General features: G+C 68.2%; 23 protein-coding genes. 18 read left to right on the forward strand and 5 right to left on the reverse strand.

The window, feature by feature from the left end:
- Positions 1-389 precede the first annotated feature (389 nt).
- A complete protein-coding gene (locus VNJ48_RS09360) occupies positions 390-587 on the reverse strand; it encodes a hypothetical protein (protein ID WP_325601390.1) in 198 nt (65 codons plus the stop codon).
- Positions 588-903: 316 nt separating this feature from the next.
- Here VNJ48_RS09360 and VNJ48_RS09365 point away from each other — a divergent pair, with 316 nt between their 5' ends.
- From VNJ48_RS09365 to VNJ48_RS09435, 15 genes are all read left to right on the forward strand, one after another.
- Complete coding sequence (locus tag VNJ48_RS09365) at positions 904-1,263, forward strand: NADH-quinone oxidoreductase subunit A (RefSeq protein ID WP_325601392.1); 360 nt, start codon at positions 904-906, stop codon at positions 1,261-1,263.
- A 138-nt stretch (positions 1,264-1,401) separates the two neighbouring features.
- Positions 1,402-1,956 carry an NADH-quinone oxidoreductase subunit B family protein gene (locus VNJ48_RS09370; RefSeq protein WP_325601394.1) on the forward strand — a complete coding sequence of 185 codons (555 nt, stop codon included), beginning with the start codon at positions 1,402-1,404 and terminating at the stop codon, positions 1,954-1,956.
- On the forward strand, positions 1,953-2,714 hold the full coding sequence (locus tag VNJ48_RS09375; protein WP_325601396.1) for an NADH-quinone oxidoreductase subunit C: 762 nt from the start codon (positions 1,953-1,955) through the stop codon (positions 2,712-2,714). The genes VNJ48_RS09370 and VNJ48_RS09375 overlap by 4 nt, the downstream gene beginning before the upstream one ends.
- A 26-nt stretch (positions 2,715-2,740) precedes the next feature.
- Positions 2,741-4,078 (forward strand): NADH-quinone oxidoreductase subunit D, encoded by a 1,338-nt coding sequence (locus tag VNJ48_RS09380; RefSeq protein ID WP_414689933.1) that lies wholly within the window; start codon positions 2,741-2,743, stop codon positions 4,076-4,078.
- Positions 4,075-4,866 carry an NADH-quinone oxidoreductase subunit NuoE gene (nuoE, locus tag VNJ48_RS09385; RefSeq protein WP_325601397.1) on the forward strand — a complete coding sequence of 264 codons (792 nt, stop codon included), beginning with the start codon at positions 4,075-4,077 and terminating at the stop codon, positions 4,864-4,866. The genes VNJ48_RS09380 and nuoE overlap by 4 nt, the downstream gene beginning before the upstream one ends.
- A 5-nt stretch (positions 4,867-4,871) precedes the next feature.
- Entirely contained in the window at positions 4,872-6,173 is a 1,302-nt protein-coding gene (nuoF, locus tag VNJ48_RS09390) for an NADH-quinone oxidoreductase subunit NuoF (protein ID WP_325601431.1), read from the forward strand.
- On the forward strand, positions 6,170-8,596 hold the full coding sequence (locus VNJ48_RS09395; protein ID WP_325601399.1) for an NADH-quinone oxidoreductase subunit G: 2,427 nt from the start codon (positions 6,170-6,172) through the stop codon (positions 8,594-8,596). Before nuoF ends, VNJ48_RS09395 begins: the two co-directional genes overlap by 4 nt.
- Positions 8,593-9,987: an NADH-quinone oxidoreductase subunit NuoH gene (gene nuoH, locus VNJ48_RS09400; protein ID WP_325601401.1), complete on the forward strand. Its 1,395-nt coding sequence runs from the start codon at positions 8,593-8,595 to the stop codon at positions 9,985-9,987. The genes VNJ48_RS09395 and nuoH overlap by 4 nt, the downstream gene beginning before the upstream one ends.
- Positions 9,987-10,571, forward strand: coding sequence for an NADH-quinone oxidoreductase subunit NuoI (gene nuoI / locus VNJ48_RS09405; RefSeq protein ID WP_325601403.1), 585 nt, complete (start codon positions 9,987-9,989; stop codon positions 10,569-10,571). Before nuoH ends, nuoI begins: the two co-directional genes overlap by 1 nt.
- Positions 10,571-11,386, forward strand: a complete 816-nt coding sequence (locus VNJ48_RS09410; protein ID WP_325601405.1) for an NADH-quinone oxidoreductase subunit J — start codon at positions 10,571-10,573, stop codon at positions 11,384-11,386. Before nuoI ends, VNJ48_RS09410 begins: the two co-directional genes overlap by 1 nt.
- Positions 11,383-11,676 carry an NADH-quinone oxidoreductase subunit NuoK gene (gene nuoK, locus VNJ48_RS09415; RefSeq protein ID WP_297732925.1) on the forward strand — a complete coding sequence of 98 codons (294 nt, stop codon included), beginning with the start codon at positions 11,383-11,385 and terminating at the stop codon, positions 11,674-11,676. Before VNJ48_RS09410 ends, nuoK begins: the two co-directional genes overlap by 4 nt.
- Before the next feature lie 28 nt (positions 11,677-11,704).
- On the forward strand, positions 11,705-13,651 hold the full coding sequence (gene nuoL, locus VNJ48_RS09420) for an NADH-quinone oxidoreductase subunit L (protein ID WP_325601433.1): 1,947 nt from the start codon (positions 11,705-11,707) through the stop codon (positions 13,649-13,651).
- On the forward strand, positions 13,648-15,282 hold the full coding sequence (locus tag VNJ48_RS09425) for an NADH-quinone oxidoreductase subunit M (RefSeq protein ID WP_325601409.1): 1,635 nt from the start codon (positions 13,648-13,650) through the stop codon (positions 15,280-15,282). Before nuoL ends, VNJ48_RS09425 begins: the two co-directional genes overlap by 4 nt.
- Entirely contained in the window at positions 15,275-16,867 is a 1,593-nt protein-coding gene (nuoN, locus tag VNJ48_RS09430) for an NADH-quinone oxidoreductase subunit NuoN (protein ID WP_325601411.1), read from the forward strand. Before VNJ48_RS09425 ends, nuoN begins: the two co-directional genes overlap by 8 nt.
- Entirely contained in the window at positions 16,864-17,871 is a 1,008-nt protein-coding gene (locus tag VNJ48_RS09435; RefSeq protein WP_325601413.1) for a polyprenyl synthetase family protein, read from the forward strand. Before nuoN ends, VNJ48_RS09435 begins: the two co-directional genes overlap by 4 nt.
- Positions 17,872-17,883: 12 nt before the next feature.
- On the opposite strand, the gene rarD is transcribed toward VNJ48_RS09435, so the two are convergent.
- A complete protein-coding gene (gene rarD / locus VNJ48_RS09440) occupies positions 17,884-18,792 on the reverse strand; it encodes an EamA family transporter RarD (protein WP_325601415.1) in 909 nt (302 codons plus the stop codon).
- Between the two features lie 67 nt (positions 18,793-18,859).
- Here rarD and VNJ48_RS09445 point away from each other — a divergent pair, with 67 nt between their 5' ends.
- Complete coding sequence (locus tag VNJ48_RS09445) at positions 18,860-19,282, forward strand: hypothetical protein (RefSeq protein WP_325601417.1); 423 nt, start codon at positions 18,860-18,862, stop codon at positions 19,280-19,282.
- A 12-nt stretch (positions 19,283-19,294) separates the two neighbouring features.
- Here VNJ48_RS09445 and VNJ48_RS09450 read toward each other — a convergent pair whose 3' ends face one another.
- Together VNJ48_RS09450 and VNJ48_RS09455 are read right to left on the reverse strand one after the other, a co-directional pair.
- A complete protein-coding gene (locus VNJ48_RS09450; RefSeq protein WP_325601419.1) occupies positions 19,295-20,401 on the reverse strand; it encodes a 2-oxoacid:ferredoxin oxidoreductase subunit beta in 1,107 nt (368 codons plus the stop codon).
- Positions 20,398-22,365: a 2-oxoacid:acceptor oxidoreductase subunit alpha gene (locus VNJ48_RS09455; protein ID WP_414689932.1), complete on the reverse strand. Its 1,968-nt coding sequence runs from the start codon at positions 22,363-22,365 to the stop codon at positions 20,398-20,400. The genes VNJ48_RS09450 and VNJ48_RS09455 overlap by 4 nt, the downstream gene beginning before the upstream one ends.
- Positions 22,366-22,713: 348 nt before the next feature.
- Between VNJ48_RS09455 and VNJ48_RS09460 the strand changes: the two genes are divergently transcribed.
- Positions 22,714-22,983 carry a hypothetical protein gene (locus tag VNJ48_RS09460; protein WP_325601423.1) on the forward strand — a complete coding sequence of 90 codons (270 nt, stop codon included), beginning with the start codon at positions 22,714-22,716 and terminating at the stop codon, positions 22,981-22,983.
- 26 nt (positions 22,984-23,009) lie between these two features.
- On the opposite strand, the gene VNJ48_RS09465 is transcribed toward VNJ48_RS09460, so the two are convergent.
- Positions 23,010-25,070, reverse strand: a complete 2,061-nt coding sequence (locus VNJ48_RS09465) for an ATP-binding protein (protein WP_325601425.1) — start codon at positions 25,068-25,070, stop codon at positions 23,010-23,012.
- Positions 25,071-25,132: 62 nt separating this feature from the next.
- Here VNJ48_RS09465 and VNJ48_RS09470 point away from each other — a divergent pair, with 62 nt between their 5' ends.
- Positions 25,133-25,354, forward strand: coding sequence for a hypothetical protein (locus tag VNJ48_RS09470; RefSeq protein ID WP_325601427.1), 222 nt, complete (start codon positions 25,133-25,135; stop codon positions 25,352-25,354).
- Positions 25,355-25,502 lie beyond the last annotated feature (148 nt).

The following is a 25,502-nucleotide window of genomic DNA, read 5'->3' on the forward strand; positions in this document are numbered from 1 at the left end:
TTCCTACCGCACCGAGCTCGGGCTGTGCCGGAGCGAACCGCTGATCTATCGCCATCTGTCCTCCGCGATTTCCGCCCGGCAGAAGGCGGCCTACGAGGCAAGCGAAACCGTTCGCGAGCGGTTCGCCGCGAGTCACCAGTCGGCGCGCACGGGAGATCTCAGTCGGGCCGCGACTCAGCGCGAGACGGTGGCTTCGCGGCGACAGGCAGCACTCGAGCAGCAGCTGGAGGACGCGGGCGGCGTCGACAGGGACATCAGACCTCCAGCAGTGGCTTCGTGCCCGCCGCGACGAGGGGTGGACCCTCGCAGCGCTCGGTGATGCGGTCGGGCACAGCGCTCACTGGGTGAAGTGGCGGCTGTAGATCCACCGGATGTGCCGGGAACGGCGTTCAATCGTGGTCGTGTGAATGCTCCTCTTCCACGTCGGCCTGGTGCACGTGCGGGTGCGCGTGGACCTCGTCACCGTGTTCGTGTTCGTGCTCGTGTTCGACGTGGCTGTGCTCGTGGGTCGTGTGCGGATGTTCGTGCACCTCGTCCCCGTGTTGGTGCTCATGTCCGTGGGGCGCGTCATGGGTGTGCTCGGTCATTGCGGTTCCCTTCGTGTGAGGTGGCCCATCCACCCTCGCACAGGACACACGGCGGCCTTGTGGCTTTCGGAGCGCCTGATGGGTACAGCGGGGCGCCCACATCAGGCGCTCTGTGCTGCGCCGCACGCGGATGAATACGCAAGGCGATTCGACCCTAAATCCGCGGCTTCAGGGTCGACCCGATCCCGTCCACCCCCGACGTGACGGCCGGCCCATCGCCGCCTAGACTGTGGGCTGCGCCACTCGTGAAGCAGTTCACAAGGTCACGCACGACGTCGTCAAGGACGTCGGCGAGGCGAGAAGGAAGGAACGCAGGATGGAGCTCTACACGCCAGTACTGGCGTTGGCCCTCCTGGCAGCAGGGTTCGCGGTCTTCTCCGTGATCATGAGTGCCGCCATCGGGCCCAAGCGCTACAACCGGGCCAAGCTCGACTCCTACGAGTGCGGCATCGAACCGACCCCGCAGCCGGTGGGCGGCGGCCGCGTCCCGGTGAAGTACTACATCACCGCGATGATGTTCATCATCTTCGACATCGAGATCATCTTCCTCTACCCGTGGGCGGTGCACTTCGACGCCATGGGCTACTTCGGCCTCATCGAGATGGTCATCTTCATCGCCACCGTGTTCGTCGCCTACGCATACGTGTGGCGACGCGGCGGCCTGGAATGGGACTGAGGCCCGCGATGCACTGCACCTGCCTGCGTTCTCCTCGGTCGTCGACCGCTCCGCTTCGCTCCGCACGAAGGTCGTCTTCCCTCCTCGGCCTTGGCATGCACAGCGCCTCGCGAGCCTCAACGGAAGTGAAGTAGAGACATGGGACTTGAAGAGAAGCTTCCGAGCGGCGTGCTGCTCACCACGGTGGAGGGCGTCGCCGGCTACATGCGCAAGGCGTCCTTCTGGCCGGCGACGTTCGGCCTGGCCTGCTGCGCCATCGAGATGATGACGAGCGGCGGCCCCAAGTACGACCTGGCGCGCTTCGGCATGGAGGTCTTCCGGGCCAGCCCCCGACAGGCCGACCTGATGATCGTGGCCGGTCGCGTGAGCAACAAGATGGCTCCCGTCCTGCGCCAGATCTACGACCAGATGGCTGAGCCGAAGTACGTCCTCGCCATGGGCGTGTGCGCCAGCTCCGGTGGCATGTTCAACAACTACGCCATCGTCCAGGGCGTCGACCACATCGTCCCCGTCGACATCTACCTCCCCGGCTGCCCGCCCCGCCCGGAGATGCTGATCGACGCGATCCTCAAGCTCCACGACCAGGTCCAGGCGACCAAGCTCGGGTCCAACCGGATCGCCGAGATCGAGGAGCAGGAGACCGCTGCTCTCAAGGCGCTGCCGACGTCCCAGATGAAGGGGCTGCTGCGATGACGGACAAGCCCAACGCGACCACCGACCTCGAGAAGACGAAGTCCGAGCCTGAGCTCAAGACGCAGGACCCCTCGACCGACCTGGTCACCGGCGACCCGTCGATCCGACGCAGCGCTGGCACCCGCCAGGGCATGTTCGGCGTCAGCGGCACCGGCGACACGTCCGGCTACGGCGGCGTCGTCTCGCAGATCGTCTATCCCGGCGACGCCCAGCGGCCCTACGGCGGCTGGTTCGACGAGGTGGCCGACGCCCTCGAGGCGCGCCTGAAGGCGACCGACCTCGACGCTGCCATCGAGCGGGTCGTCGTCCACCGCAGCGAGATCACCTTCCACGTCCGCAGGGAGGACCTGCCGTTCGTGGCCCAGATGCTGCGCGACGACGAAGACCTCCGCTTCGAGTTCTGCGCCAGTGTCAGCGGGGTCAACTACCCCGACGACGAGGGCCGCGAGATGCACGTCGTCTATCACCTGCTCTCGATGACCTTCAACCGCCGCATCCGCCTCGAGGTCACCTGCCCCGACGCCGACCCGCACGTCCCGAGTCTGGTGAGCGTCTATCCCACGGCCGACTGGCACGAGCGCGAGACGTGGGACATGTTCGGCATCCAGTTCGACGGACACCCCTCGATGACCCGGATCCTGATGCCCGACGACTGGCCGGGTCACCCGCAGCGCAAGGACTACCCCTTGGGTGGCATCCCCGTCGAATACAAGGGCGGGTCCATCCCGCCGCCCGACCAGCGGAGGTCGTACTCGTGACCACCACGGACAACACCAAGCACGACGTGCCTGGCCCCGACCCTTATGGCGCCCCCAGCGACACCAGCCAGGGCAAGGTCTTCACCGTCACCGGCCAGGACTGGGACTCCATCACCCAGGGCCTCGACGACTCCGTCGAGGAACGCGTCGTGGTCAACATGGGTCCCCAGCACCCCTCGACCCACGGTGTGCTGCGGCTGATCCTCGAGCTCGACGGTGAGACGGTCACCGAGGCCCGCTGTGGCATCGGCTACCTCCACACCGGCATCGAGAAGAACATGGAGTTCCGCAACTGGGTGCAGGGCGTCACGTTCTGCACGCGGATGGACTACCTCTCGCCGTTCTTCAACGAGGCGACGTACTGCCTCGGCGTCGAACGCCTCCTCGACATCGAGGACGCCATCCCGGAGAAGGCGCAGGTCATGCGCGTCCTCCTGATGGAGCTCAACCGCATCTCCTCGCACCTCGTCGCGATCGCCACCGGAGGCATGGAGATCGGGGCGCTCACCGTGATGACGATCGGGTTCCGCGAGCGCGAGCTCGTGCTCGACCTGTTCGAGCTGATCACCGGGCTCCGGATGAACCACGCGTTCATCCGTCCCGGCGGCGTCGCCCAGGACCTCCCGCCGGGGGCGCTGGACGAGATCCGTGACTTCACCGCGCTGATGAAGAAGCGTCTGCCCGAATACGCAGCGCTCTGCAACGCCAACCCGATCTTCAAGGGCCGGCTCGAGGGCATCGGTCACCTCGACCTCGCCGGGTGCCTGGCGCTCGGGTTGTCCGGACCGCCGCTGCGCGCCACCGGCTACGCCTGGGACCTCCGCAAGTCCGAGCCCTACTCCGGCTACGAGGACTACGACTTCGACGTCATGACCTGGGACACCGCCGACGCCTACGGCCGATTCCGGGTGCGCCTGGCCGAGATGCACGAGTCCCTCAAGATCATCGAGCAGGCCGCCGACCGGCTCGCGGGCCTCGAGGGCGCACCGGTCATGGTCGACGACAAGAAGGTCGCCTGGCCCAGCCAGCTGTCCATCGGATCCGACGGCATGGGCCAGTCCCTCGACCACATCCGCCACATCATGGGTGAGTCGATGGAGGCCCTGATCCACCACTTCAAGCTGGTCACCGAGGGCTTCCGCGTCCCCGCCGGCCAGGCCTACGTCCCGGTCGAGTCGCCCCGCGGCGAGCTGGGCGCGCACCTCGTCTCCGACGGCGGCACCCGCCCGTTCCGTGCGCACTTCCGCGACCCGTCCTTCACCAACCTCCAGGCCACCAGCGTGATGAGTGAGGGCGGCATGATCGCCGACGTCATCGTCGCCATCGCCTCGATCGACCCCGTGATGGGAGGCGTGGACCGATGACGCAGATCCGCCGCTTCAGCGAGAACGACACCCAGCTCACCCCCGAGACGTACGCCGAACTGCAGGCCATCGCCGCGCGCTATCCCGAGCCCCGCTCGGGTCTGCTCCCGATGCTCCACCTCGTGCAGTCGGTCGAGGGCCGGGTGACCTCGGAAGGCATCGAGGCCTGCGCCCAGGTGCTCGGCATCTCCGCGGCCGACGTCAGCGGCGTCGCGACGTTCTACACGATGTACAAGCGCAAGCCGGTGGGCGACTACCTCGTCGGCGTCTGCACCAACACCCTGTGCGCGGTCATGGGTGGCGACGTGATCTTCGACCGGCTCAAGGAGCACCTCGACGTCGGCAACGACGAGACAACAGAGGCAACGGCCGAACACCCCCATGCAGTCACCCTCGAGCACATCGAGTGCAACGCAGCGTGCGACTACGCCCCGGTGATGATGGTCAACTGGGAGTTCATGGACAACCAGACGCCGGAGTCCGCCGTGCAGGTCGTCGACGACCTCCGTGCCGGCAAGGACGTCCACTCGACCCGCGGCCCCAAGCTGTGCACCTGGAAGCAGGCCGAGCGCGTGCTCGCCGGTTTCAACGACGGCCTCGCCGGCGAGGGCCCGGCGGCCGGCCCGGCCTCGCTGGCCGGGCTCGAGATTGCGCGCGAGCGTGGCTGGAAGGCGCCGTCGGGCGACGTGTCCGGACCGATCGAGGAGCCCGAGACCAAGACCGAGGCCGTCGAAGAGGCCGACACGTCGCGTGCCGAGTCCGAGACCATGGCCAAGGAAGTCAAGTAATGGACATGCTGACCCCCGTCCTCACGGACAACTGGGACCAGGACCGCGCCTGGACGCTCGCCGCCTACGAGCAGCAGGGCGGCTACGCGGCGATGAAGAAGGCGCTCATAATGGCGCCCGACGACATCATCACTGCGGTCAAGGACTCCGGTCTGCGCGGCCGTGGCGGCGCCGGCTTCCCCACCGGCATGAAGTGGGGCTTCATCCCCCAGGACAACCCGAAGCCGAAATACCTCGTGGTCAACGCCGACGAGTCCGAGCCGGGCACCTGCAAGGACATCCCGCTCATGATGGCCAGCCCGCACACGCTGGTCGAGGGCGTCATCATCAGCTCGTTCGCGATCCGCGCCAACCACGCCTTCATCTACGTGCGCGGCGAGGTGCTCCACGTCATCCGCCGGCTGCAGCACGCCGTCCAAGAGGCCTATCTCGCCGGACACCTCGGCAAGGACATCAACGGCTCGGGCTACGACCTCGACATCGTCGTGCACGCCGGCGCCGGTGCCTACATCTGTGGCGAGGAGACCGCACTCCTGGAGGGCCTCGAGGGTCGTCGCGGTCAACCGCGCCTGCGCCCGCCGTTCCCGGCCGTGGCCGGTCTCTACGCCAGCCCGACGGTCATCAACAACACCGAGTCGATCGCCTCGGTGCCCAGCATCATCGCCAACGGCGCCGACTGGTTTGCCTCGATGGGCACCGAGAAGTCCAAGGGCTACGGCATCTTCAGCCTCTCGGGACACATCACCAAGCCGGGTCAGTACGAAGCGCCGCTCGGCATCACGCTGCGCCAGCTGATCGACCTCGCGGGCGGCATGCGCGACGGGCACCAGCTGAAGTTCTGGACGCCCGGTGGTTCCAGCACCCCACTGCTGACCGACGAGCACCTCGACGTACCCCTCGACTTCGAAGGCGTCGGAGCTGCGGGCTCCATGCTCGGCACCCGCGCCCTGCAGCTCTTCGACGAGACCACCTGTGTCGTCCGGGCCGTGCTGCGCTGGACCGAGTTCTACAAGCACGAGTCCTGCGGCAAGTGCACCCCGTGCCGTGAGGGCACGTGGTGGCTGGTCCAGACCCTCGCCAAGCTGGAGAAGGGCGAGGGCAGCGAGGCGGACCTCGACCTGCTCCTCGACCAGTGCGACAACATCATGGGCCGGTCCTTCTGCGCCCTCGCCGACGGAGCCGTCAGCCCGATCTCGAGCTCCATCAAGTACTTCCGCGACGAATACCTCGCCCACCTGCGTCACGGCGGCTGCCCGTTCGACCCGGCCGCCTCGACCGTCTTCGCCAGCCATGGAGCCCCCGCATGACCACCACTCCCGAGAAGACGGGCCAGGCAGTCGCCCCCGCCGTCGACCCTGCCGTCGATCTGGTCAACGTCACGATCGACGGCATCCAGATCAGCGTCCCCAAGGACACCCTGGTCATCCGGGCCGCCGAGCAGATCGGCGTCCAGGTCCCGCGCTTCTGCGACCACCCGCTGCTGGCGCCCGTGGGCGCCTGTCGCCAGTGCCTCGTCGACATCCCCGACGCCGGCAACGGCAAGCCCATGCCCAAGCCGCAGGCGTCCTGCACCCTGCCGGTCACCGAGGGCATGGTCGTCCAGACCCAGGTGACGAGCCCGGTCGCGGACAAGGCGCAGCAGGGCATCATGGAGTTCCTGCTCATCAACCACCCGCTCGACTGCCCGGTGTGCGACAAGGGCGGCGAGTGTCCCCTGCAGAACCAGGCGATGTCCAACGGCCGTGGCGAGACCCGCTTCGACGGCGTCAAGCGCACCTTCCCCAAGCCGATCGCCCTCTCGCCCCAGGTGCTGCTCGACCGCGAGCGCTGCATCGTCTGCCAGCGCTGCACCCGCTTCACCGACGAGATCGCCGGTGACCCGTTCATCGCCCTGATCGAGCGCGGTGCGCAGCAGCAGATCGGCGTCGCCGACGACGCACCCTTCCTCTCCTACTTCTCCGGCAACACGATCCAGATCTGCCCCGTCGGCGCCCTGACGAGCGCTGAATACCGCTTCCGCTCGCGCCCCTTCGACCTGGTGTCCACGCCGAGCGTCGCCGAGCACGACTCCTGCGGTGCCGCGATCCGCGTCGACCACCGCCGCGGGAAGGTCATGCGCCGCCTCGCCGGCAACGACCCCGAGGTCAACGAGGAGTGGATCAGCGACAAGGACCGCTTCGCCTTCCACTACGCGCGCCAGCCCGACCGCCTGAGCCACCCGCTGATCCGCGAGGACGGTGAGCTCCGGCCCGCCTCCTGGCCGGAGGCGTTCGCCGTCGCCGCCCAGGGTCTGCGCGCCGCCGGCTCCAGCGCCGTGCTCACCGGCGGGCGGGTGACTGCCGAGGACGCCTACGCCTACTCGAAGTTCGCTCGCGTCGCCCTCGGCACCAACGACATCGACTTCCGCGCCCGGCCGCACAGCGCCGAGGAGGCCGACTTCCTCACCTCCTTCGTGCCGATGAGCAACGAGGTCGAATACGCCGACCTCGAGACGGCCTCCGTCGTCGTCCTCGCCGGCCTCGAGCCCGAGGACGAAGCTGCCAGCATCTTCCTGCGGCTCCGCAAGGCGTCGATGGGCAGGACGCGCATCGTCGCCGTGGCGCCCTTCACCACCCGTGGGCTCCAGAAGATGGACGGCCGCCTCATCGCGACCGTGCCCGGCGACGAGGCAGCGGCCCTGCGCGCACTGGCCAACGACGGCGAGACCGCCCTCGACGCCGGCGGCGTGATCCTCGTCGGTGAGCGACTGGCGCAGAGCCACGGCGCCCTCACGGCCGCACTCGAGCTGGCCAGGACGACCGGAGCCCGGCTCGCCTGGGTGCCCCGCCGCGCCGGCGACCGTGGTGCGGTCGAGAGCGGCTGCCTGCCGACCCTGCTTCCCGGTGGCCGTCCGGTCGCCGACGCCGGCGCCCGCGTCGACGCCGCGACCGCCTGGGGCACCGGCTCGCTGCCGGACGCCGCCGGTCGCGACGGCAACGCGATCATCGCCGCGCTCGGCAAGGGCCAGATCGGTGGTCTCGTCATCGGCGGCGTCGACCCCCGCGACACCAGCGACCCTGCCGCGACGATGGCGGCGATCGAGTCCGCCCAGTTCGTGGTCAGCCTCGAGCTGCGGCTCACCGAGGTCGCGGCCCGGGCAGACGTCGTCTTCCCGGTCGCCCCGGTGACCGACAAGGCCGGCACGTTCATCACCTGGGAGGGCCGCCCGCGTCCCTTCGAGGCGGTGCTGGTCAACCCCGCGTCGCTGCCTGACCTGCGCATCCTCGCCGGCATCGCCGACGAGCTCGGCTCGCCGCTGGGCTTCCGTACGCCGCACGACGTCCGCGCCGAGATGGAGTCGATGGGCCCCTGGGATGCTGCACGCCCGCCGCTCAACCCCGTCAAGGAGAAGAAGGCACCGCGCACCAAGGCCGGCGCGCTCGTCCTGGCGACCTGGAAGCACCTGCTCGACCTCGGCTCGATGCAAGACGGCGACGCCAACCTCGCAGCCACGGCACGCGCGGCCGTCGCCCGGGTCAACCCGGCGACGTACGACGCCCTCTTCGGGATGCTGGGGGAGCCCGCGACCGCGACGCTGACCGGTGACCGCGGCTCGGTGACGTTGCCGGTGGAGGTGGGCGACCTGCCCGACGGCGTGGTCTGGGTGCCCGCCAACTCGGCCGGCCGCGGTGTGCTCGCGGACCTCGCCTCGCCCGGCAGCTCCGTCACGATCAAGGGAGCCCGTCGATGACGCACCTGATGACCGCGCTCGTCGCCGACGACCTGTCGGTCTTCGGCCGCGACCCGTGGTGGCTGATCCTGGTCAAGGCCGTGCTGATCTTCCTCGTCCTGGTCCTGCTGACGCTGTTCAACATCTGGCTCGAGCGACGCGTCGTGGCTCGGATGCAGCACCGCATCGGGCCCAACGTGCACGGCCCCTTCGGCCTGCTGCAGTCGCTGGCCGACGGGGTGAAGCTCGCGCTGAAGGAGGACATCATCCCCAAGGCCGCCGACAAGGTGGTCTTCCTCCTCGCCCCGGTGATCGCCGTGATCCCGGCCTTCATCACGTTCGCGGTCATCCCGTTCGGACCCGTGGTCGACGTGCCCTTCAGCGACCGCACCTCCCCCCTGCAGCTCACCGACATGCCGGTCGCCGTGCTGTTCGTGATGGCGATCGCCTCGATCGGCATCTACGGCATCGTGCTCGGCGGCTGGTCCAGCGGGTCGACGTACAGCCTGCTCGGCGGTCTGCGGTCGAGCGCGCAGATGATCTCCTACGAGGTCGCCATGGGCCTCGCGCTCGTGGCGGTGTTCCTCTACGCCGGGTCGATGTCGACCTCGGAGATCGTCGCCGCCCAGAACCCCGCCGACCCGTCCTACTGGTTGGGGATCATCCCGGTCCCCACGTGGTACGCCGTGATCCTCTTCCCCTCCTTCGTGATCTACGTGATCGCGATGATCGGGGAGACCAACCGCGCGCCCTTCGACCTGCCCGAGGCCGAGGGTGAGCTGGTCGGGGGATTCCACACCGAATACTCCAGCCTGAAGTTCGCCCTGTTCTTCCTCGCCGAATACATCAACATGGCGACCGTCTCGGCGCTCGCGACCACGCTGTTCCTCGGCGGCTGGCACGCCCCGTGGCCACTCATCCAGCTGTGGGAAGGTGCCGACTCCGGCTACTGGCCCGTGCTGTGGTTCCTCGGCAAGATGATGATCTTCATCTTCTTCTTCATCTGGCTGCGCGGGTCGCTGCCGCGGATGCGCTACGACCAGTTCATGGCGTTCGGCTGGAAGTGGCTGATCCCGAGCTCGCTGGTCTGGATCGTGCTGGTCGCGACCATCCGCGTGATCACGCTCGAGGGCGGCGTCGAGCGGAGGCACATCCTGATCGGGGCAGGGGTCTTCCTGGTCCTGTTCATCGTGCTGTTCTTCCTTCCGGACAAGGACGACGACGCCGGGAGCGACGCGGCCGAGCAGGAGCCCGACAACGTCGACGCCTTTGCCGGCGGCTTCCCCACCCCGCCGATGCCGGCTGGGGGAGCGGTCCGCGGCGCCGCCCAGCCGCTGACGTTTGCCGATCGAAGCAGGACCGTGGCGGGAAGCGCCTCCGAGAGCGCGACCGACACGCATGAGGAGAAGTGATGGCTGAGCCGAAGACCCTCAAGGAGCAGTTCTGGGACCCGGTCGCCGGGTTCGGGGTCACGTTCCGCACGATGTTCAGGAAGGTCGTGACGGAGCAGTATCCCTTCGAGAAGCTGCCCACCGCGCCGCGCTTCCACGGCCGGCACCAGCTCAACCGGTGGCCCGACGGCCTGGAGAAGTGCATCGGCTGCGAGCTGTGCGCCTGGGCCTGCCCGGCGGACGCGATCTACGTCGAGGGCGCCTCCAACTCTGACGACACAGGGGACGGGTCCGGTCGTTTTTCACCCGGTGAGCGTTACGGCCGCGTCTACCAGATCAACTACCTACGGTGCATCCTGTGCGGGCTCTGCATCGAGGCCTGCCCGACGCGCGCGCTGACGATGACGAATGAGTACGAGCTCGCAGACACCACCCGGGCCGACCTCATCTACGAGAAGTCCGACCTGCTGGCTCCGCTGCTGCCCGGCATGGAGCAGCCGCCGCACGCGATGCTGCTCGGCAAGGACGACACCGACTACTACCGCGGCGACTTCGCTGCCCCGCCGGTCGGCACGGAGCCGATGCCGCCGCAAGGTAGGTCCTGATGGCTTTCTGGATCCTGGCCCCGATCATGGTGGTCGCCGCCCTCGGCATCTTGTTCGTGCGCAAGGCCGTGCACGCAGCCCTGCTGCTGGCGGTCGTGATGATCAGCCTCGCGGTGCTCTACGCAGTGCTCGAGGCGCCGTTCCTCTTCGCCGTACAGATCATCGTCTACACCGGCGCCATCTTGATGCTGTTCCTCTTCGTGCTCATGCTCGTCGGTGTCGATGCCTCCGACTCGGTCGTCGAGACGATCAAGGGCCAACGGCTCATGGCGATCGTCCTGGGCCTGGTCTTCGGCGCCGTGCTCGTCATCGCCTTCGCCCAGGTCTCGCTGGGCACCGCGGTCGGTCTCGAAGAGGCCAACGAGGGCGGCAACATCGAGCAGCTCGCCAACATCCTGTTCTCCCGCTACGTCTTCGCCTTCGAGGCCACCAGCGCGCTGCTGATCACGGCCGCTGTGGGCGCGATGGTGCTCGCCCACCGCGAGCGCCTCACTCCCAAGGAGGGCCAGGCCGCGATGGCCGCGAGGCGGATGCGCGACTACGCCGAGTCCGGCAAGCACCCCGGTCCGCTGGCCGCGCCCGGTGTCTACGCCCGCCACAACGCGGTCGACACCCCGGCGCTGCTGCCCGACGGCAGTGCCTCCGAGGGCTCCGTCTCCCGGGTGCTGGCTGCTCGGGGCGTGATGCGCTCGGCGCCTGCCATGGCCGATGACATCGAGGAGCTCCAGCGCCAGTCCGGCATCGACGGAGATGTCCGGCCCGGGACCTCCGGCAAGTCCGGTGGCGCGGCCAACACCGAGGAGGACGTCAAGTGACGCAGTACGTCGTCCTGTCAGCCATCCTGTTCACGATCGGCTGCATCGGTGTCCTGACGCGACGCAACGCGATCGTCGTCTTCATGTGCATCGAGCTCATGCTCAACGCCGGCAACCTCGCCCTCGTCGCCTTCGCCAAGCAGCACGGCAACCTCGACGGCCAGATCGCCGCGTTCTTCGTGATGGTGGTGGCCGCCGCCGAGGTCGTCATCGGCCTCGCGATCATCATGACCATCTTCCGCACCCGACGTTCGGCCTCGGTCGACGACGCCAGTCTGCTGAAGTACTGAGGGATCTGACGTGACTGTTGACGTAATCATGCGTGCCTCTGCGGAGGGTGCCGGCCAGGTCCCGGTGGTGCACCCCATCGCGGCCGAAGGTGCCTTCACCTGGTTGTGGCTGATCATCGCCCTGCCCCTCGTCGGTGCCGTTGTGCTCCTGGTCGGCGGGGCGCTGGCCAAGGGTGCCCTCGACCGAGTGGGCCACTGGATCGGCACCGGCACGGTGGTCGGCTCGTTCCTGGTGAGCCTGTTGCTCTTCGTCTCCCTGCTCGGACGAGCAGACGACGAGCGCCAGATCGGCCAGCACCTCTTCACCTGGTTCGAGGTCGGCGAGCTCAACGTCGGCATGGACCTGCTCTACGACCCGCTCTCGGCGCTGTTCCTGCTGCTGATCACGGGTGTGGGCTCGTTGATCCACGTCTACTCCATCGGCTACATGGAGCACGACCCCCGTCGTCGCCGTTTCTTCGGCTACCTCAACCTGTTCATCGCCGCGATGCTGGTGCTCGTCCTGGGCGCCAACTACCTCGTCGTCTTCCTCGGCTGGGAGGGCGTCGGCCTGGCGTCGTACCTCCTCATCGGCTTCTGGCAGCACAAGCACTCGGCCGCCGCCGCCGCGAAGAAGGCCTTCGTCATCAACCGTGTCGGAGACATCGGTCTCTCGCTCGCGATCGCGTTGATGTTCACGACGTTCGGCACGGTCGACTTCGCCGAGATCAGCGAGCAGGCCTCCGGTGCCTCGCAGACCACGCTCAACGCCCTCGGTCTGCTGCTCCTGCTGGGTGCCTGCGGCAAATCCGCGCAGGTGCCGCTCCAGGCCTGGCTGCTCGACGCGATGGAGGGCCCGACCCCCGTCTCGGCCCTGATCCACGCGGCCACCATGGTCACCGCGGGTGTCTACCTCGTGGTCCGCTCCAACTTCATCTACGAGCTCACCCCCGTCGCGCAGACCGTCGTGGTCGTCGTCGCCACGGTCACGCTGCTGTGGGGAGCGATCCTCGGCTGCGCCAAGGACGACATCAAGAAGGCGCTTGCTGGCTCGACCATGAGCCAGATCGGCTACATGATGCTCGCCGCCGGGCTGGGTGTCGCCGGCTACCCGTTCGCGATCTTCCACCTCCTGACCCACGGATTCTTCAAGGCCAACATGTTCCTGGGGGCCGGCTCGGTCATGCACGGCATGAACGACGACGTGGACATGCGCCACTACGGCGGTCTGCGCAGCTACATGCCCATCACGTTCCTGACCTTCGCGATGGGCTACCTCGCGATCATCGGGTTCCCGGGCTTCTCGGGCTTCTTCTCCAAGGACAAGATCATCGAGACGGCGCTGGCGGACAACCTCGTCGTCGGGCTCTGCGCCCTGCTCGGCGCCGGGATCACCGGCTTCTACATGACGCGACTCATGCTGATGACGTTCTTCGGCGAGAAGCGCTGGGCGAAGGAAGCGCACCCGCACGAGTCGCCCCGCGTGATGACCGTGCCCCTGATCGTGCTGGCCGCCCTGTCCGTCCTCGGCGGGGTGATGCTGCTGGGTGACTTCATCGTCGACTTCCTCGCCCCGGTCACCGGGGTCGCGGAGCACCACGAGCCGCCGCTGCCCGCGATCGTCATCACCATGATCGTCGTGGCAGTCGTCGCCCTGGGCGTCGCAGCCGCGTGGTTCCTCGTCGGGCGCAAGGAGATCGCGCGCGACGCCCCGCAGGACGTGTCGTTCGCGACCCGCGCTGCGCGCGCCGACCTGTATGGCGACGCCATCAACGACTCCCTGGTGGTCGCGCCCGGCCGGTCGCTGACCACGGGCCTGGCCTCCTTCGACCGCTACGGCGTCGATGGGGTGGTCGAGGGCGGGTCCGCCGGCGTCGGAGCCATGTCGAGCGTGCTGCGCCGCGTCCAGAACGGGTTCGTCCGCTCCTATGCCCTGTCCCTGCTCGGCGGCGCCCTGCTCGTCGTCCTTGCCCTGCTGGCGGTGAACCTCGTATGAACGACTTGCCCGTTCTCTCGATCCTGATCGCGATCCCCCTGGTGGGGGCGGTCGTGACGGCCTTCCTGCCCGCGCACCTGGCGCGGCTGGCCGGGCTCGTCTTCGCCGGGCTCACGCTGGCCTGGGGTGCGCTTGCCGCGCTCACGTCCTACTCCCTCGACGGCGGGATGCAGCTCACCGAGACCCACGCCTGGATCGAGGCTCTCGGCGTCCACTACGCGCTCGGTGTCGACGGTCTCGGCCTGCTGATGGTGCTGCTCACCGCTGTGCTGGTCCCGGTCGTGCTGGTCGCCTCGTGGCACGAGGCCGACGAGGCCGGCAACAGCGGGAGCCGGACCTTCGTGGCCTGGGTGCTCGCGCTCGAGGCGATGTCGTTGGCCGTCTTCACGGCCACGGACGTCTTCTTGTTCTACGTCGTCTTCGAGGCCACCCTCATCCCGGCCTACTTCCTCATCGGTGGCTTCGGCCGCAGCGGTCGCGGCCGGGCAGCGACGAAGTTCCTCATCTACCAGCTCGCGGGCGGGCTGATCATGCTCGGCTCGGTGATCGGGCTCTACGTCGTGTCCGCCAACAGCGGCAACCCGTCGTTCCTGCTGTCCGACCTCGCCGCCCTCGACATCGACCCGATCACCCAGCGCTGGCTGTTCGTCGGCTTCTTCATCGCCTTCGCGATCAAGGCCCCGATGTTCCCGGTGCACACCTGGCTGGCCGACACCACGGAGAAGGCCACCACCGGGACCTCGGTCCTGCTGGTCTGCGTGCTCGACAAGATTGGCACCTTCGGCATGCTCCGCTTCTGCCTCGGGCTGCTGCCGGACGCCTCGCAGTGGGCCACGCCGCTCGTCGTCGTCCTGGCCCTCATCTCGATCGTGTACGGCGCCCTGGTGGCCATCGGCCAGGACGACGTCCTGCGCCTGATCGGCCTGACCTCGCTGTCCCACTTCGGGTTCATCGTGCTGGGGATCTTCGTCTTCTCCAGCCAGGGCATCTCCGGCTCGATCCTCTACATGGTCAACCACGGCATCGGCACCGCGGCGCTCTTCCTGGCGGCGGGCTATCTCGTCCGTCGACGCGGCACCGCCTCGATCCGACTGATGGGCGGTGGCATGGAGAAGGTCGCTCCCGTGCTGGCCGGAACACTCCTGATCTCCGCCCTCGCCGCGGCCGGCCTGCCCGGGCTCTCGCCGTTCGTCTCGGAGATGCTCGTCATCATCGCGGCCTTCGACTACGCGTGGTGGGCCGGCGCGATCGCGGTGACGGCCATCGTGCTGGCGGCGATCTACGCGCTGTGGATGTATCAGCGAGCGATGACCGGGCCCGGTGCCGTCGACCTCGTCGACGTCCACGCGGACGCTCAGCCCGTCGTGCAGCCCGTGGCCGTCGGCGCGGGTGCCGGCGGTTCGGGCTCCCACCCCGCCGTCCCCACGACGACCATGCGCGACCTCGACGCTCGGGAGGTCGGGACCCTCGCGCCGCTGTTGCTCGCGCTGGTGCTCTTCGGCTTCTTCCCGATGCCGCTGCTCGACGTCATCAATCCACACGTCGCCGACCTCATGAGCGACATCGGCGTCACGGACGCGGAGCCTGCCGTCAGCGGCTCGCACAGCTCGCAGGGAGACACCCATGAATGAGTTCGTGAAGCCAGTCCTCGACTACTTCGAGCTCCTGCCCCTGTTCATCGTCTCCGGGGTCGCCTGCCTCGGAGTTGTGATCGAGGCGTTCGCCCCGCGCCGCATGCGCTACCTCGCGCAGGTCGTCCTGGCACTGGTCGGCCTCTCCGCGGCCCTGGTCGCGGTCGTGCTGATCGCCCGCGACGCCGAGGTCTACGCCGACGGAGCCGCTCGCGGGATCCTGTCGGTGGGCGGCACGATTGCAGTCGATGGGCCGACGCTGTTCCTGTGGGGCCTCATCCTCGTGCTGTCCCTGGCCGGCGTCCTGCTCTTCGCGGAGCGGCACCTGGGTGGGGGAGTCTCCGCCTTCGCCGGCCAAGCCGCGGCACTGCCCGGGACCGAGGCCGAGCGGGAGGCGTCGACCAGCGGGCTCGACCACACCGAGGTCTACCCGCTGCTGATGTTCGCCGTCTTCGGCATGCTGATCTTCCCCTCCGCCAACGACCTGCTGACGATGTTCGTCGGCCTCGAGGTGCTGTCTCTGCCGCTCTACCTGCTCTGCGGGCTGGCACGCCGTCGGCGACTGCTGAGCCAGGAGGCTGCGCTCAAGTACTTCCTGCTCGGCGCCTTCTCGTCCGGCTTCTTCCTGTACGGCGTCGCGCTGGTCTACGGCTACGCCGGCTCGATGAACTTCGCCGACATCAACGAAGCCGTCCGCAACGACGCCGGCAACTCGGCCCTGCTGCTCGTCGGCATCGGGCTGATGTCGGTCGGACTCTTCTTCAAGGTCGGCGCCGCGCCGTTCCACGCCTGGACCCCGGACGTCTACCAGGGCGCCCCCACACCGGTCACCGCGTTCATGGCCGCCGCCACCAAGGTCGCCGCCTTCGGTGCGATCCTGCGGCTGTTCTACGTCGCCTTCGGTTCCGACCGCTGGTCGTGGCAGCCGATGATGTGGGTGATCGCGATCCTCACGATGCTCGTCGGGGCGATCCTGGCGATCACCCAGACCGACGTGAAGCGCCTCCTGGCCTACTCCTCGGTCGCCCACACCGGCTTCATCCTGACCGGCGTGCTGGGCATCCAGGCCACCACCGACCTGGCACCCGGCGAGGTCACCGCCCTCCAGGCGGTGCTGTTCTACCTCGCGACGTACGGCTTCGCCACCCTCGGCGCCTTCGCGATCGTGGGTCTCGTCCGCGACTCCGGCGGCGAGGTGACCGCCCTCGACCGGTGGGCCGGCCTCGGCAAGGAGTCGCCGGTGGTCGCCGGTGTCTTCGCGTTCTTCCTGCTGGCGATGGCCGGGATCCCGCTCACCTCCGGCTTCGTCGGCAAGCTCGCCGTCTTCTCCGTCGCGCTCGCCGCCGGCGCCTGGCCGGTCGTCGTGGTGGCGATCATCGCCAGCATCATCGCCGCCTTCCTCTACATCCGGGTGATCAAGGCGATGTACTTCGACGAGCCGATCGGCGACGGCCCCACTGTCGTCTACCCGTCAGTGCTGACGGCGACGACCATCGCGCTGGGCGCAGCCGTCACGCTGATGTTGGGCATCCTGCCGGGGCCGCTTCTCGACCTTGCTGGTCTTGCGGGACAATTCCTCAGGTGACCACCTCGTCCGCCCCGTCGCTGGCGCTCCCCGTCGATGACGAGGAGCTGGCACAGCGTCTCGCCGAACGCCTGCGCACCGTCGAGGTGATGCTGGCGGGCCACTGCCAGGGCCGCACCGAGTTCGTGTCGCGTGCTGCCTCGCACCTGATGGCGTCGGGTGGCAAGCGCTTCCGTCCGTTGCTGGTCCTGCTCGCCGCCGAGACCGGTCCGACTCCCGCAGCCGACGAGGTGCTGGTCGCTGCCTGCGTCGTCGAGCTGACCCACGTCGCGTCGCTCTACCACGACGACGTGATGGACGAGGCCGCCCTGCGCCGCGGTGCCGACACCGCCAACGCTCGCTGGGACAACCACGTCGCGATCCTGACCGGCGACTTCCTCTTCGGCCGTTCCTCCGAGCTGACCGCCGACCTCGGACCGGAGGCGGTCCGCATCCAGGCGCAGACCTTCTGCCGCCTGGTCGAGGGCCAGATCCTGGAGACGGTCAAGCCGGCCCCCGACGAGGACCCGCTGGCGCACTACCTCGAGGTCGTGGCCGGCAAGACCGGGTCGTTGATCTCCACCTCGGCCCGCTACGGCGCGATGTTCGGCGGCGCATCGACGGAGGTGCAGGAGGCGCTGACGGCGTACGGCGACATCGTCGGCTCGGCCTTCCAGCTCTCCGACGACATCCTCGACATCGCCTCGGAGTCCGACGAGTCCGGCAAGACCCCGGGCACCGATCTCCGCGAGGGTGTCCCGACCCTCCCGGTCCTGATGGCGCTCGGGTCGACCGACCCCGCCGACGCGCGGCTGCTCGAGCTCCTCGCCGCTGACCTCACCGACGACGACCTCCACGCCGAGGCGCTCGACCTCCTGCGCAAGCACCCCGCGATGGATCAGGCCCGCAGCTATGTCCTGGCCCAGACCGAGACGGCGAAGGCGTTGCTCAGCGTCCTGGAGCCCGGTTCGGTCCGCACCGCCCTCGAGGCGTTCGCCGACCTCGTCGCCACCCGGTCGACCTGAGGATCCTTCGATTCAGCAGGCGCTGGCCTCAGCCACGAGCCGGAGCTGCTGGTGCCGGTGGTTGATCGTCTCCACGGTGAAGATGACCAGCGCGATCCACACCAGGCCGAAGCCGATCCAACGTCCCATCGGCATGTCCTCCCGGAACAGCAGGACTCCCAGCGCGAACTGGATCACAGGCGCGAGATATTGCAACAGCCCCAGGGCGACGAGCGGGACCCGGTTGGCAGCTGCTCCGAAGCAGATCAGCGGGATGGCCGTCACGATGCCGGCCGTCGTGATGAGCAGGGCGTGGCCCACTCCGTTGGTGCCGAAGCTCGCAGCACCCGTGGCCGTCAGCCAGATGACGTAGGCCGCGGCCAGGGGCGCCAGCACCAGGGTCTCGACGGTCAGGCTCTCCACCGCTCCGACGCCCGCCTGCTTCTTGGTCAGCCCGTAGGTGCCGAAGCTGACGGCGAGCACGAGCGCCAACCACGGTGGGCGTCCGTAGTCGATGGTGAGCACGACCACGGCGCCGGCGGCGATCGCCAGCGCGACCCACTGGAGCCGCCGGAGCTGCTCACCGAGGACGAAGACGCCCATCAGGACGGTCACCAGCGGGTTGATGAAGTAGCCGAGCGACGTCTCCACCACCCGCTCGTTGTTGACGCCCCAGATGTAGGCGCCCCAGTTGAGCGAGATCACCACGGCCGCGACGGTCAGCAGCGTCATCGACCGGCGGTCGCGCAGCACGGCCAGCAGCTGGTGCGTACGCCGCACGACAACGACCAGGATCGCCATGGTCAGCGCCGACCAGACGATCCGGTGAGCGAGGATCTCCACGGCGTCGGCCGGCTCGAGCAGTGGCCAGTAGAGCGGGAACAGGCCCCACATCGCGTAGGCCGCCGTGCCGAAGAGCAGTCCACGGCGGAGATCTGGCACAAAGGGGATTCTAGTCAGGCGATGACCTAGGCTTCGGGCGTATCGATCTACGTCTCGAGGGGGACCCATGTTCATCATCCGCAACGTCGTCGCCGGCCTGCTGGCCGCACTCCTGGCCAGCGGCGTCATCGCTGCCGCCCCGGCACAGGCCGACCAGGCCTTGCCGAAGCGCACGCTCACCGAGCAGCCGCCCAGCGAGCACCAGATCAACTTCAACACCTTCAGGCTCAAGGGCACCGTCACCGAGCTGCAGGTCGACGGCGTGACCTACCTGCCGTACGCCGAGAAGACGGTGCAGCTTCAGAAGAAGGCCTGTGCCAAGGGCTGCTCGTGGAAGACGGTCAAGAAGATCAAGACCGACGAGGTCGGCAAGTACAAGACCAAGATCTTCGCCCCGCGCGAGGGTCGCTGGAAGTGGCGCGTCAAGATCAAGGCTTCGAACGGCTTCGGCACCACCAAGGGCGAGGTCTGGAACCTCTTCTTCGAGTGACGAACGACGACCTCAGACGACCGTCCAGGTGTCGCCGCCACCGATGAGCGCACCGAGACGGTCGCTGGGGGAGTCGTCGGACCCGCCCTGGGCGGTGACGATCTGGGCGCGAGCCTGGTCGTCGTAGGTGTCGCGTTCGACCTGCCGGAAGATGCCGATCGGTGACTGGTTGAGATAGCCCGAGTCGGTGAGCCTGCTGATGGCGAAGGCGGTCGACGGGTCGGGGTGGTGTGCGTCGTGGACCAGGATGTCGTCCTCCTCCACCTCGCGCGCCTCGACGGTCCTGATGGTGCCCGTGACGCGGTCGCGGACCAGGGCCCTGGTGCCGCGGCCTTGGGAGTCGAGACTGCCGAAGCGGACCTGCTGGCCGTGGACCAGGGGGATGATCGCGTCGGCCTTGGTGTCGGGGTTCTTGATCGCGTCGAAGGCGCCGTCGTTGAAGATCGGGCAGTTCTGGTAGATCTCCACCAGCGACGTGCCGCGGTGGGCCGCGGCAGCGGCGAGCACCTGGGTGAGGTGCTTGCGATCGGAGTCGATGGTGCGCGCCACAAAGGTCGCCTCGGCGCCGAGCGCCAGGGACACGGGGTTGAAGGGGTGGTCCAGCGACCCCATCGGCGTCGACTTGGTGACCTTGCCCGTCTCGGAGGTGGGGGAGTACTGCCCCTTGGTGAGCCCGTAGATGCGGTTGTTGAAGAGCAGGATCGTCATGTTGACGTTGCGTCGCAGCGCGTGGATCAGGTGGTTGCCGCCGATGGACAGCGCGTCGCCGTCGCCGGTGACGACCCAGACCGAGAGGTCCTCGCGGGCCGTGGCGATCCCGGTGGCGATGGTCGGGGCTCGGCCGTGGATCGAGTGCATGCCGTAGGTGTCGAGGTAGTAGGGGAAGCGGGAGGAGCAGCCGATGCCGGAGACGAAGACGATGTTCTCGCGCCGAAGTCCCAGGTCGGGCAGGAAGGACTGGACGGCCTTCAGCACGGCGTAGTCGCCGCAGCCGGGGCACCAGCGCACCTCCTGGTCGGAGGTGAAGTCCTTGCCGGTCTGCGGCTGGTCGCCGTCGGCGACCGGGGGGACGCCTTCGGTCCCCGAGCGAAGAGCGGGCAGGCCGAGCTCGGTGGTCACGAGATCTCCTCCTTGACGGGAGTGGCGGGGGTCAGGTCGACCTCGATGCCTTCGGCGTCGGCGACCAGGCCACCGATGACGTCGGCCAGGACGGCGGCCTTCAGGGGAAGTCCGCGGACCTCGTTGTAGCCGATGACGTCGACGAGGTACTTGCCGCGGAGGAGCAGCGAGAGCTGGCCGAGGTTCATCTCGGGGACGAGGACCTTGTCGTAGCGCGCCAGGATCTCGCCGAGGTCGTGGGGGAACGGGTTGAGGTGACGCAGGTGGACCTGCGCGACCTGGTAGCCGGCCTTGCGCACGCGGCGTACGCCCGCACCGATCGGGCCGTAGGTGGAGCCCCAACCCAGGACGAGGACCTTGGCTCCGCGCCCGTCGGGGCCAGCGGGGTCGTCGACCTGCAGCGGCGGCAGGGAGTCGGCGATGCGGTCGACCTTCGCCTGGCGGGTGCGGACCATGAAGTCGTGGTTGTCGGGGTCGTAGGAGATGTTGCCGTGTCCGTCGCCCTTCTCGAGCCCGCCGATGCGGTGCTCGAGGCCGGGGGTGCCGGGGACGGCCCAGGGGCGGGCCAGCGTCTCGGCGTCGCGGTCGTAGGGCCAGAACTCAGAAGTCTCAGTCTCATCTTCGTTGTGGACCGTGTGGTTCTTGCGGGTGGCGAAGTCCGGGTCGATCGTGGGCAGCTCGGAGACCTCCGGGACGCGCCACGGCTCGGAGCCGTTGGCGAGGTAGCCGTCGGAGAGCAGCATCACCGGGGTGCGGTAGGTGATCGCGATGCGTGCCGCCTCGAGGGCTGCGTCGAAGCAGTCGCCCGGTGACTGGGGGGCGATGATCGGCAGCGGTGCCTCGCCGTTGCGGCCGAACATCGCCTGCAGGAGGTCGGCCTGCTCGGTCTTGGTCGGCAGGCCGGTCGAGGGCCCACCGCGCTGGACGTCGATCACGATCAGGGGCAGCTCGGTCATGACCGCCAGGCCGATGGCCTCCGACTTGAGCGCGACACCGGGACCTGAGGTGGTGGTGACACCGAGGCTGCCGGCGAAGGAGGCGCCGATCGCGGCGCCCACCCCGGAGATCTCGTCCTCGGCCTGGAAGGTGGTGACACCGAAGGACTTGTGCTTCGACAGCTCGTGGAGGATGTCGGAGGCCGGGGTGATCGGGTAGGAACCGAGGAACAGCGGCAGGCCGGACTGCACGCCGCCGGCGATCAGGCCGTAGGACAGGGCGAGGTTGCCGGTGATGTTGCGGTAGGTGCCGGCCGCCATGGGCGCGGGCTTGACCTCGTAGCGGACGATGAACGTCTCGGTGGTCTCGCCGAAGTTCCAGCCCGCCTTGAAGGCGGTGATGTTGGCGTCGCGGATGTCGGGGACCTTGGCGAACCGCTTGGTCAAGAACGTGATCGTCGACTCGATGGGGCGGCCGTACATCCACGACAGCAGCCCGAGGGCGAACATGTTCTTGGCCCGTGCAGCGTCCTTGCGCGAGAGCCCGAACTCCTTGACCGCCGCCACCGTCATCCCGGTCAGATCGACGGGGTGTACGGCGAAGGCGGCGAGGTCGTCGCCGTCGAGCGGGTTGCTGGTGTAGCCGGCCTTGCTGAGGTTGCGGGCGGTGAAGTCGTGGGTGTCCACGATGATGCTGGCGCCCTTGGGCAGGTCGCCGAGGTTGGCACGCAGAGCTGCGGGGTTCATCGCGACGAGGACGTCGGGGGCGTCGCCCGCGGTGAGGATGTCGTGGTCGGCGAAGTGGACCTGGAAGGACGAGACGCCCGGCAGCGTGCCCTGGGGCGCCCGGATCTCTGCCGGGAAGTTGGGCAGCGTCACCAGGTCGTTGCCGAAGACAGCGGATTCCTGGGTGAACCGGTCACCGGTCAGCTGCATGCCGTCGCCGGAGTCACCGGCGAACCGGATGATCACGCGGTCAAGCTGCTTGACCTGCTTGGGCTGGGTCACCTCACGCCTGCTTTCCTGCACAAGAGCCGTATTCCGGGCCGTTCAGCCCAGCGTCCACTGTAGTCCGCGGCTGTGGGTGCCGAGCGTGATGCCCGACACGGCGGACACAGACGTAGCGCTGAGCAGGTCGCCGTCACCAGCACGTAGAGAACCGCCCACGGTCTCGGGTCCGTAGGCGGTTCTGAGTCTGATCGTACGCCGCAAGGTCGTCGGTGTCTGGCAGTTCCAAGAATTCACGTCACAATTGCCAGAACCGCCCACGGCCATGGGCCGTGGGCGGTTTCTGAGAGCAGACCCCCGTGCCGCTCCACCACTACTGACGCGCGAGCGGCGGCGGAGGTTGACCTGAAGTCCGAAATTCTCCGGCGGGTGACTTTCGGGCTCATCGTCCTGATCGAGGACACCGTGGAGGGCGACTGGGTTGACCGGGTGGTCGGCCTTGACTCCGTCCGAACCCGGATCGCGATTCTCCAGACCGCCGACGGCCACGGTCGCTTGGAGCCGATGAAGCTCGACCGGACAGATGCCCACCCCGGCAGCGGCGACGCTCCTGCAAACACGCTTGGGATGCGACGTATCGCGTTTGCGGTGCGCGTCCGGAAGGGAATGATCGTCATGCTGGCCGAGGAACTCAGCTGAAGGAAGCGCTGGTCCCGGCTGAGGGTCTATGAGGATGCGGGCGCGTGGGCCCTGGGCAGTTCGACCGTCACAGTCGTCCCCCGCCCGACCTCGCTGTCGATCCGAATGTCTCCCCCTTGCAGGTCGACCAGGCGCCGAGCGCTGGCCAACCCAAGCCCCGAACCGCCGTCGTCCTGAGCCAGCCGGCCGCGAGCGAACTCGTCGAAGATGATGTCGACGTCCTCTGGGTCGATGCCTCGGCCCTCGTCGCTCACGCTGATCCGGACCAGAGTGCTGGTCTGCTCGAAGCTGATGGTGAGCGCTGAGCCAACAGGGGAGTACCTGGCTGCGTTGCCAACGAGGTTGGTCAGGACGCGATCCATGGCTCCCCGATCGACCATTGCCACGGTGTCCGCATCGGTGTCCGCGATGTGGACCCGATGTCCCTCCAGCAGCGGTCCCAGGCCAAGGATGCAAGCTCGGGCCAGTGCAGACAGGGACAGCGGTTCCAAGGTGATGGCGACCGACCCGGCGCGCAGGTTGACGTGGTCGGCCAGTTCATCGACCAGCTTGCTGACGTGGTCGGCCCGCGCCTGGATCCGGTGGGCGAACTGGATCCGGGTGTCAGTGTCAGTCTCTGGGTCCGACACCATCTCAGCGAATCCCTTGATCGCGGCGATGGGTGTCTTCAAGTCATGGGAGACCGTGGCGAACAGGACTCGGGTGTATTCGGCCTGCTCAGCCAGCGCACGCTCCGCGGCACGGGACTGAGTGATGTCGCTCATCGCCACCACCGCCCCCTGCACCTTCCCTGTGGGGTCGCGCAGAGCACGTCCTTCACAGCGCACGGTCCGCGCCGGGAGGCCGTCCGGAGCAATGACCATCACGGCGCCGCTGACGACGCCCTCGGAGAGAGCGCGGAACAAGGGCACCTCGTCGAGGCTGAGTGGGGTGTGGCCGTCCTCCGCGAACAGCGCGTAGCGATCGGCCCAATCAGCCGGATCCAGGCCGGGATCGTGCGGCATCCCGTGGAACTCCCGCGTCGCGCGGTTGAACGTCGTCAGGTGCCCGTCGCCATCGCATGCCACGATCCCGACGTCGACAGTGTTGAGCACGGCGTCGGTCAGCGCGCCTCGCTGCACCGCCTCGTGGTGGGCAGTGCTCACCTCGGCCGCCAACTCGGCCAACCGTTCGGACGCCAAGTGGCGCTCGGTGACGTCGCGTGCGACCGAGTGAATCTGCACGATGGCGCCCTTGTCGTCGAACATCGGCGACAGTCGGATCTCCAGGTGGCGCCACGAGCCGTCGGCGTGCCGGGAACGAACGCTCGCAGTCGCAGCTGCGCCCCCGAGCACCACGCCGAGCGCTTCGGTCATCGCAATGCTGTCCTTGGGGTGGACCCGCTCTGGTGCGGCATCACGAACTTCCAGGTCGGGGTCGTAGCCAAGAACGTCCCGGACAGAAGGCGATACGTACAACGTGGTGCCATCGAGAGCGTGCCGGCTGACGACGTCCGTGGCGTCGTCAGCCAACGCCCGGAAGGAAGACAGGGCTGTCCCCAGCTCGGCCACCGTGTCAGCCTGCTCGGCCAGCGCCCGCCGCAGATTCAACTGAGCCATCACCTGCTCGGCGAGGACCTCCAAAAGGTGGCTCTGCACGCCGGTCAGGCCCTCCGGTCGCGGCTCGTAGCCGATGACGCACAGCGTCCCCAGGACCGCGCCTGTAGGAGTCCGCAGCGGGAAGCCGGCATAGAAGCGGATCCCCGGCGCGCCAGTCACGAGTGGGTTGTCCCGGAAACGACGATCCGCGGTCGCGTCGGCGACGATCAAGGGGGCGTCTGCACCCAGGGCGTGCTCGCAGAACGCCTGGTCGCGCGGCGTCTCGCCCACGTCGAGACCGCACCGGGCCTTGAACCATTGACGGTCCTCGTCGAGGAGACTGATGAGCGCCGTGGGGCAACCCGTCCCCTCTGCAGCAGCGCGCACGATCTTGTCGAAGACGATCTCGGACGACGTGTCGAGGACGTTGTACCCCGCCAGTTCGGCCAGACGCTCACGCTCGGAGATCACAGACACACGGTCCCACAGCGCATCGGTCGTGTACGGCACTTGGCGAGGGTGACGTTGACTCACGTCACTACGTGGCGGCATCGACGGTGCACTTCTTGGGTATGGGCGCAGCGATCTGGGCTGCCTTCGAGGCGCGCTGGTGGCTCGTGGGCCTGTGCGCGATCGCTGGTGGGATCGGATACGCACTCTCTGGGGTCCGCTGGATGCGGTCCTACCGCGGCGACCCTGCCGCGCACAGCAGGGGTGAGTCTGTCCTTCTGCTGTTCGTCCTGGCCGTTCTCGTGATCGCTGGAGCTGCGCTCCTTCTGGTGGGCGCACGCTGATGGCGGAGGACAGAGCCCCGCAGGGTGGTGGGCTTTGAGGTGGTCCTCGGTGCCCTACTCGCCGCTCTCGATGGCGGCGTGATCACCAGTATCCACGGTCTCGTTGAGCATCGCCATGGACTCTTCTGAGAGGTAGCGGCGGTCGCCG

The organism is Nocardioides sp., from assembly GCF_035576065.1.
Taxonomy (GTDB): Bacteria; Actinomycetota; Actinomycetes; order Propionibacteriales; family Nocardioidaceae; genus Nocardioides.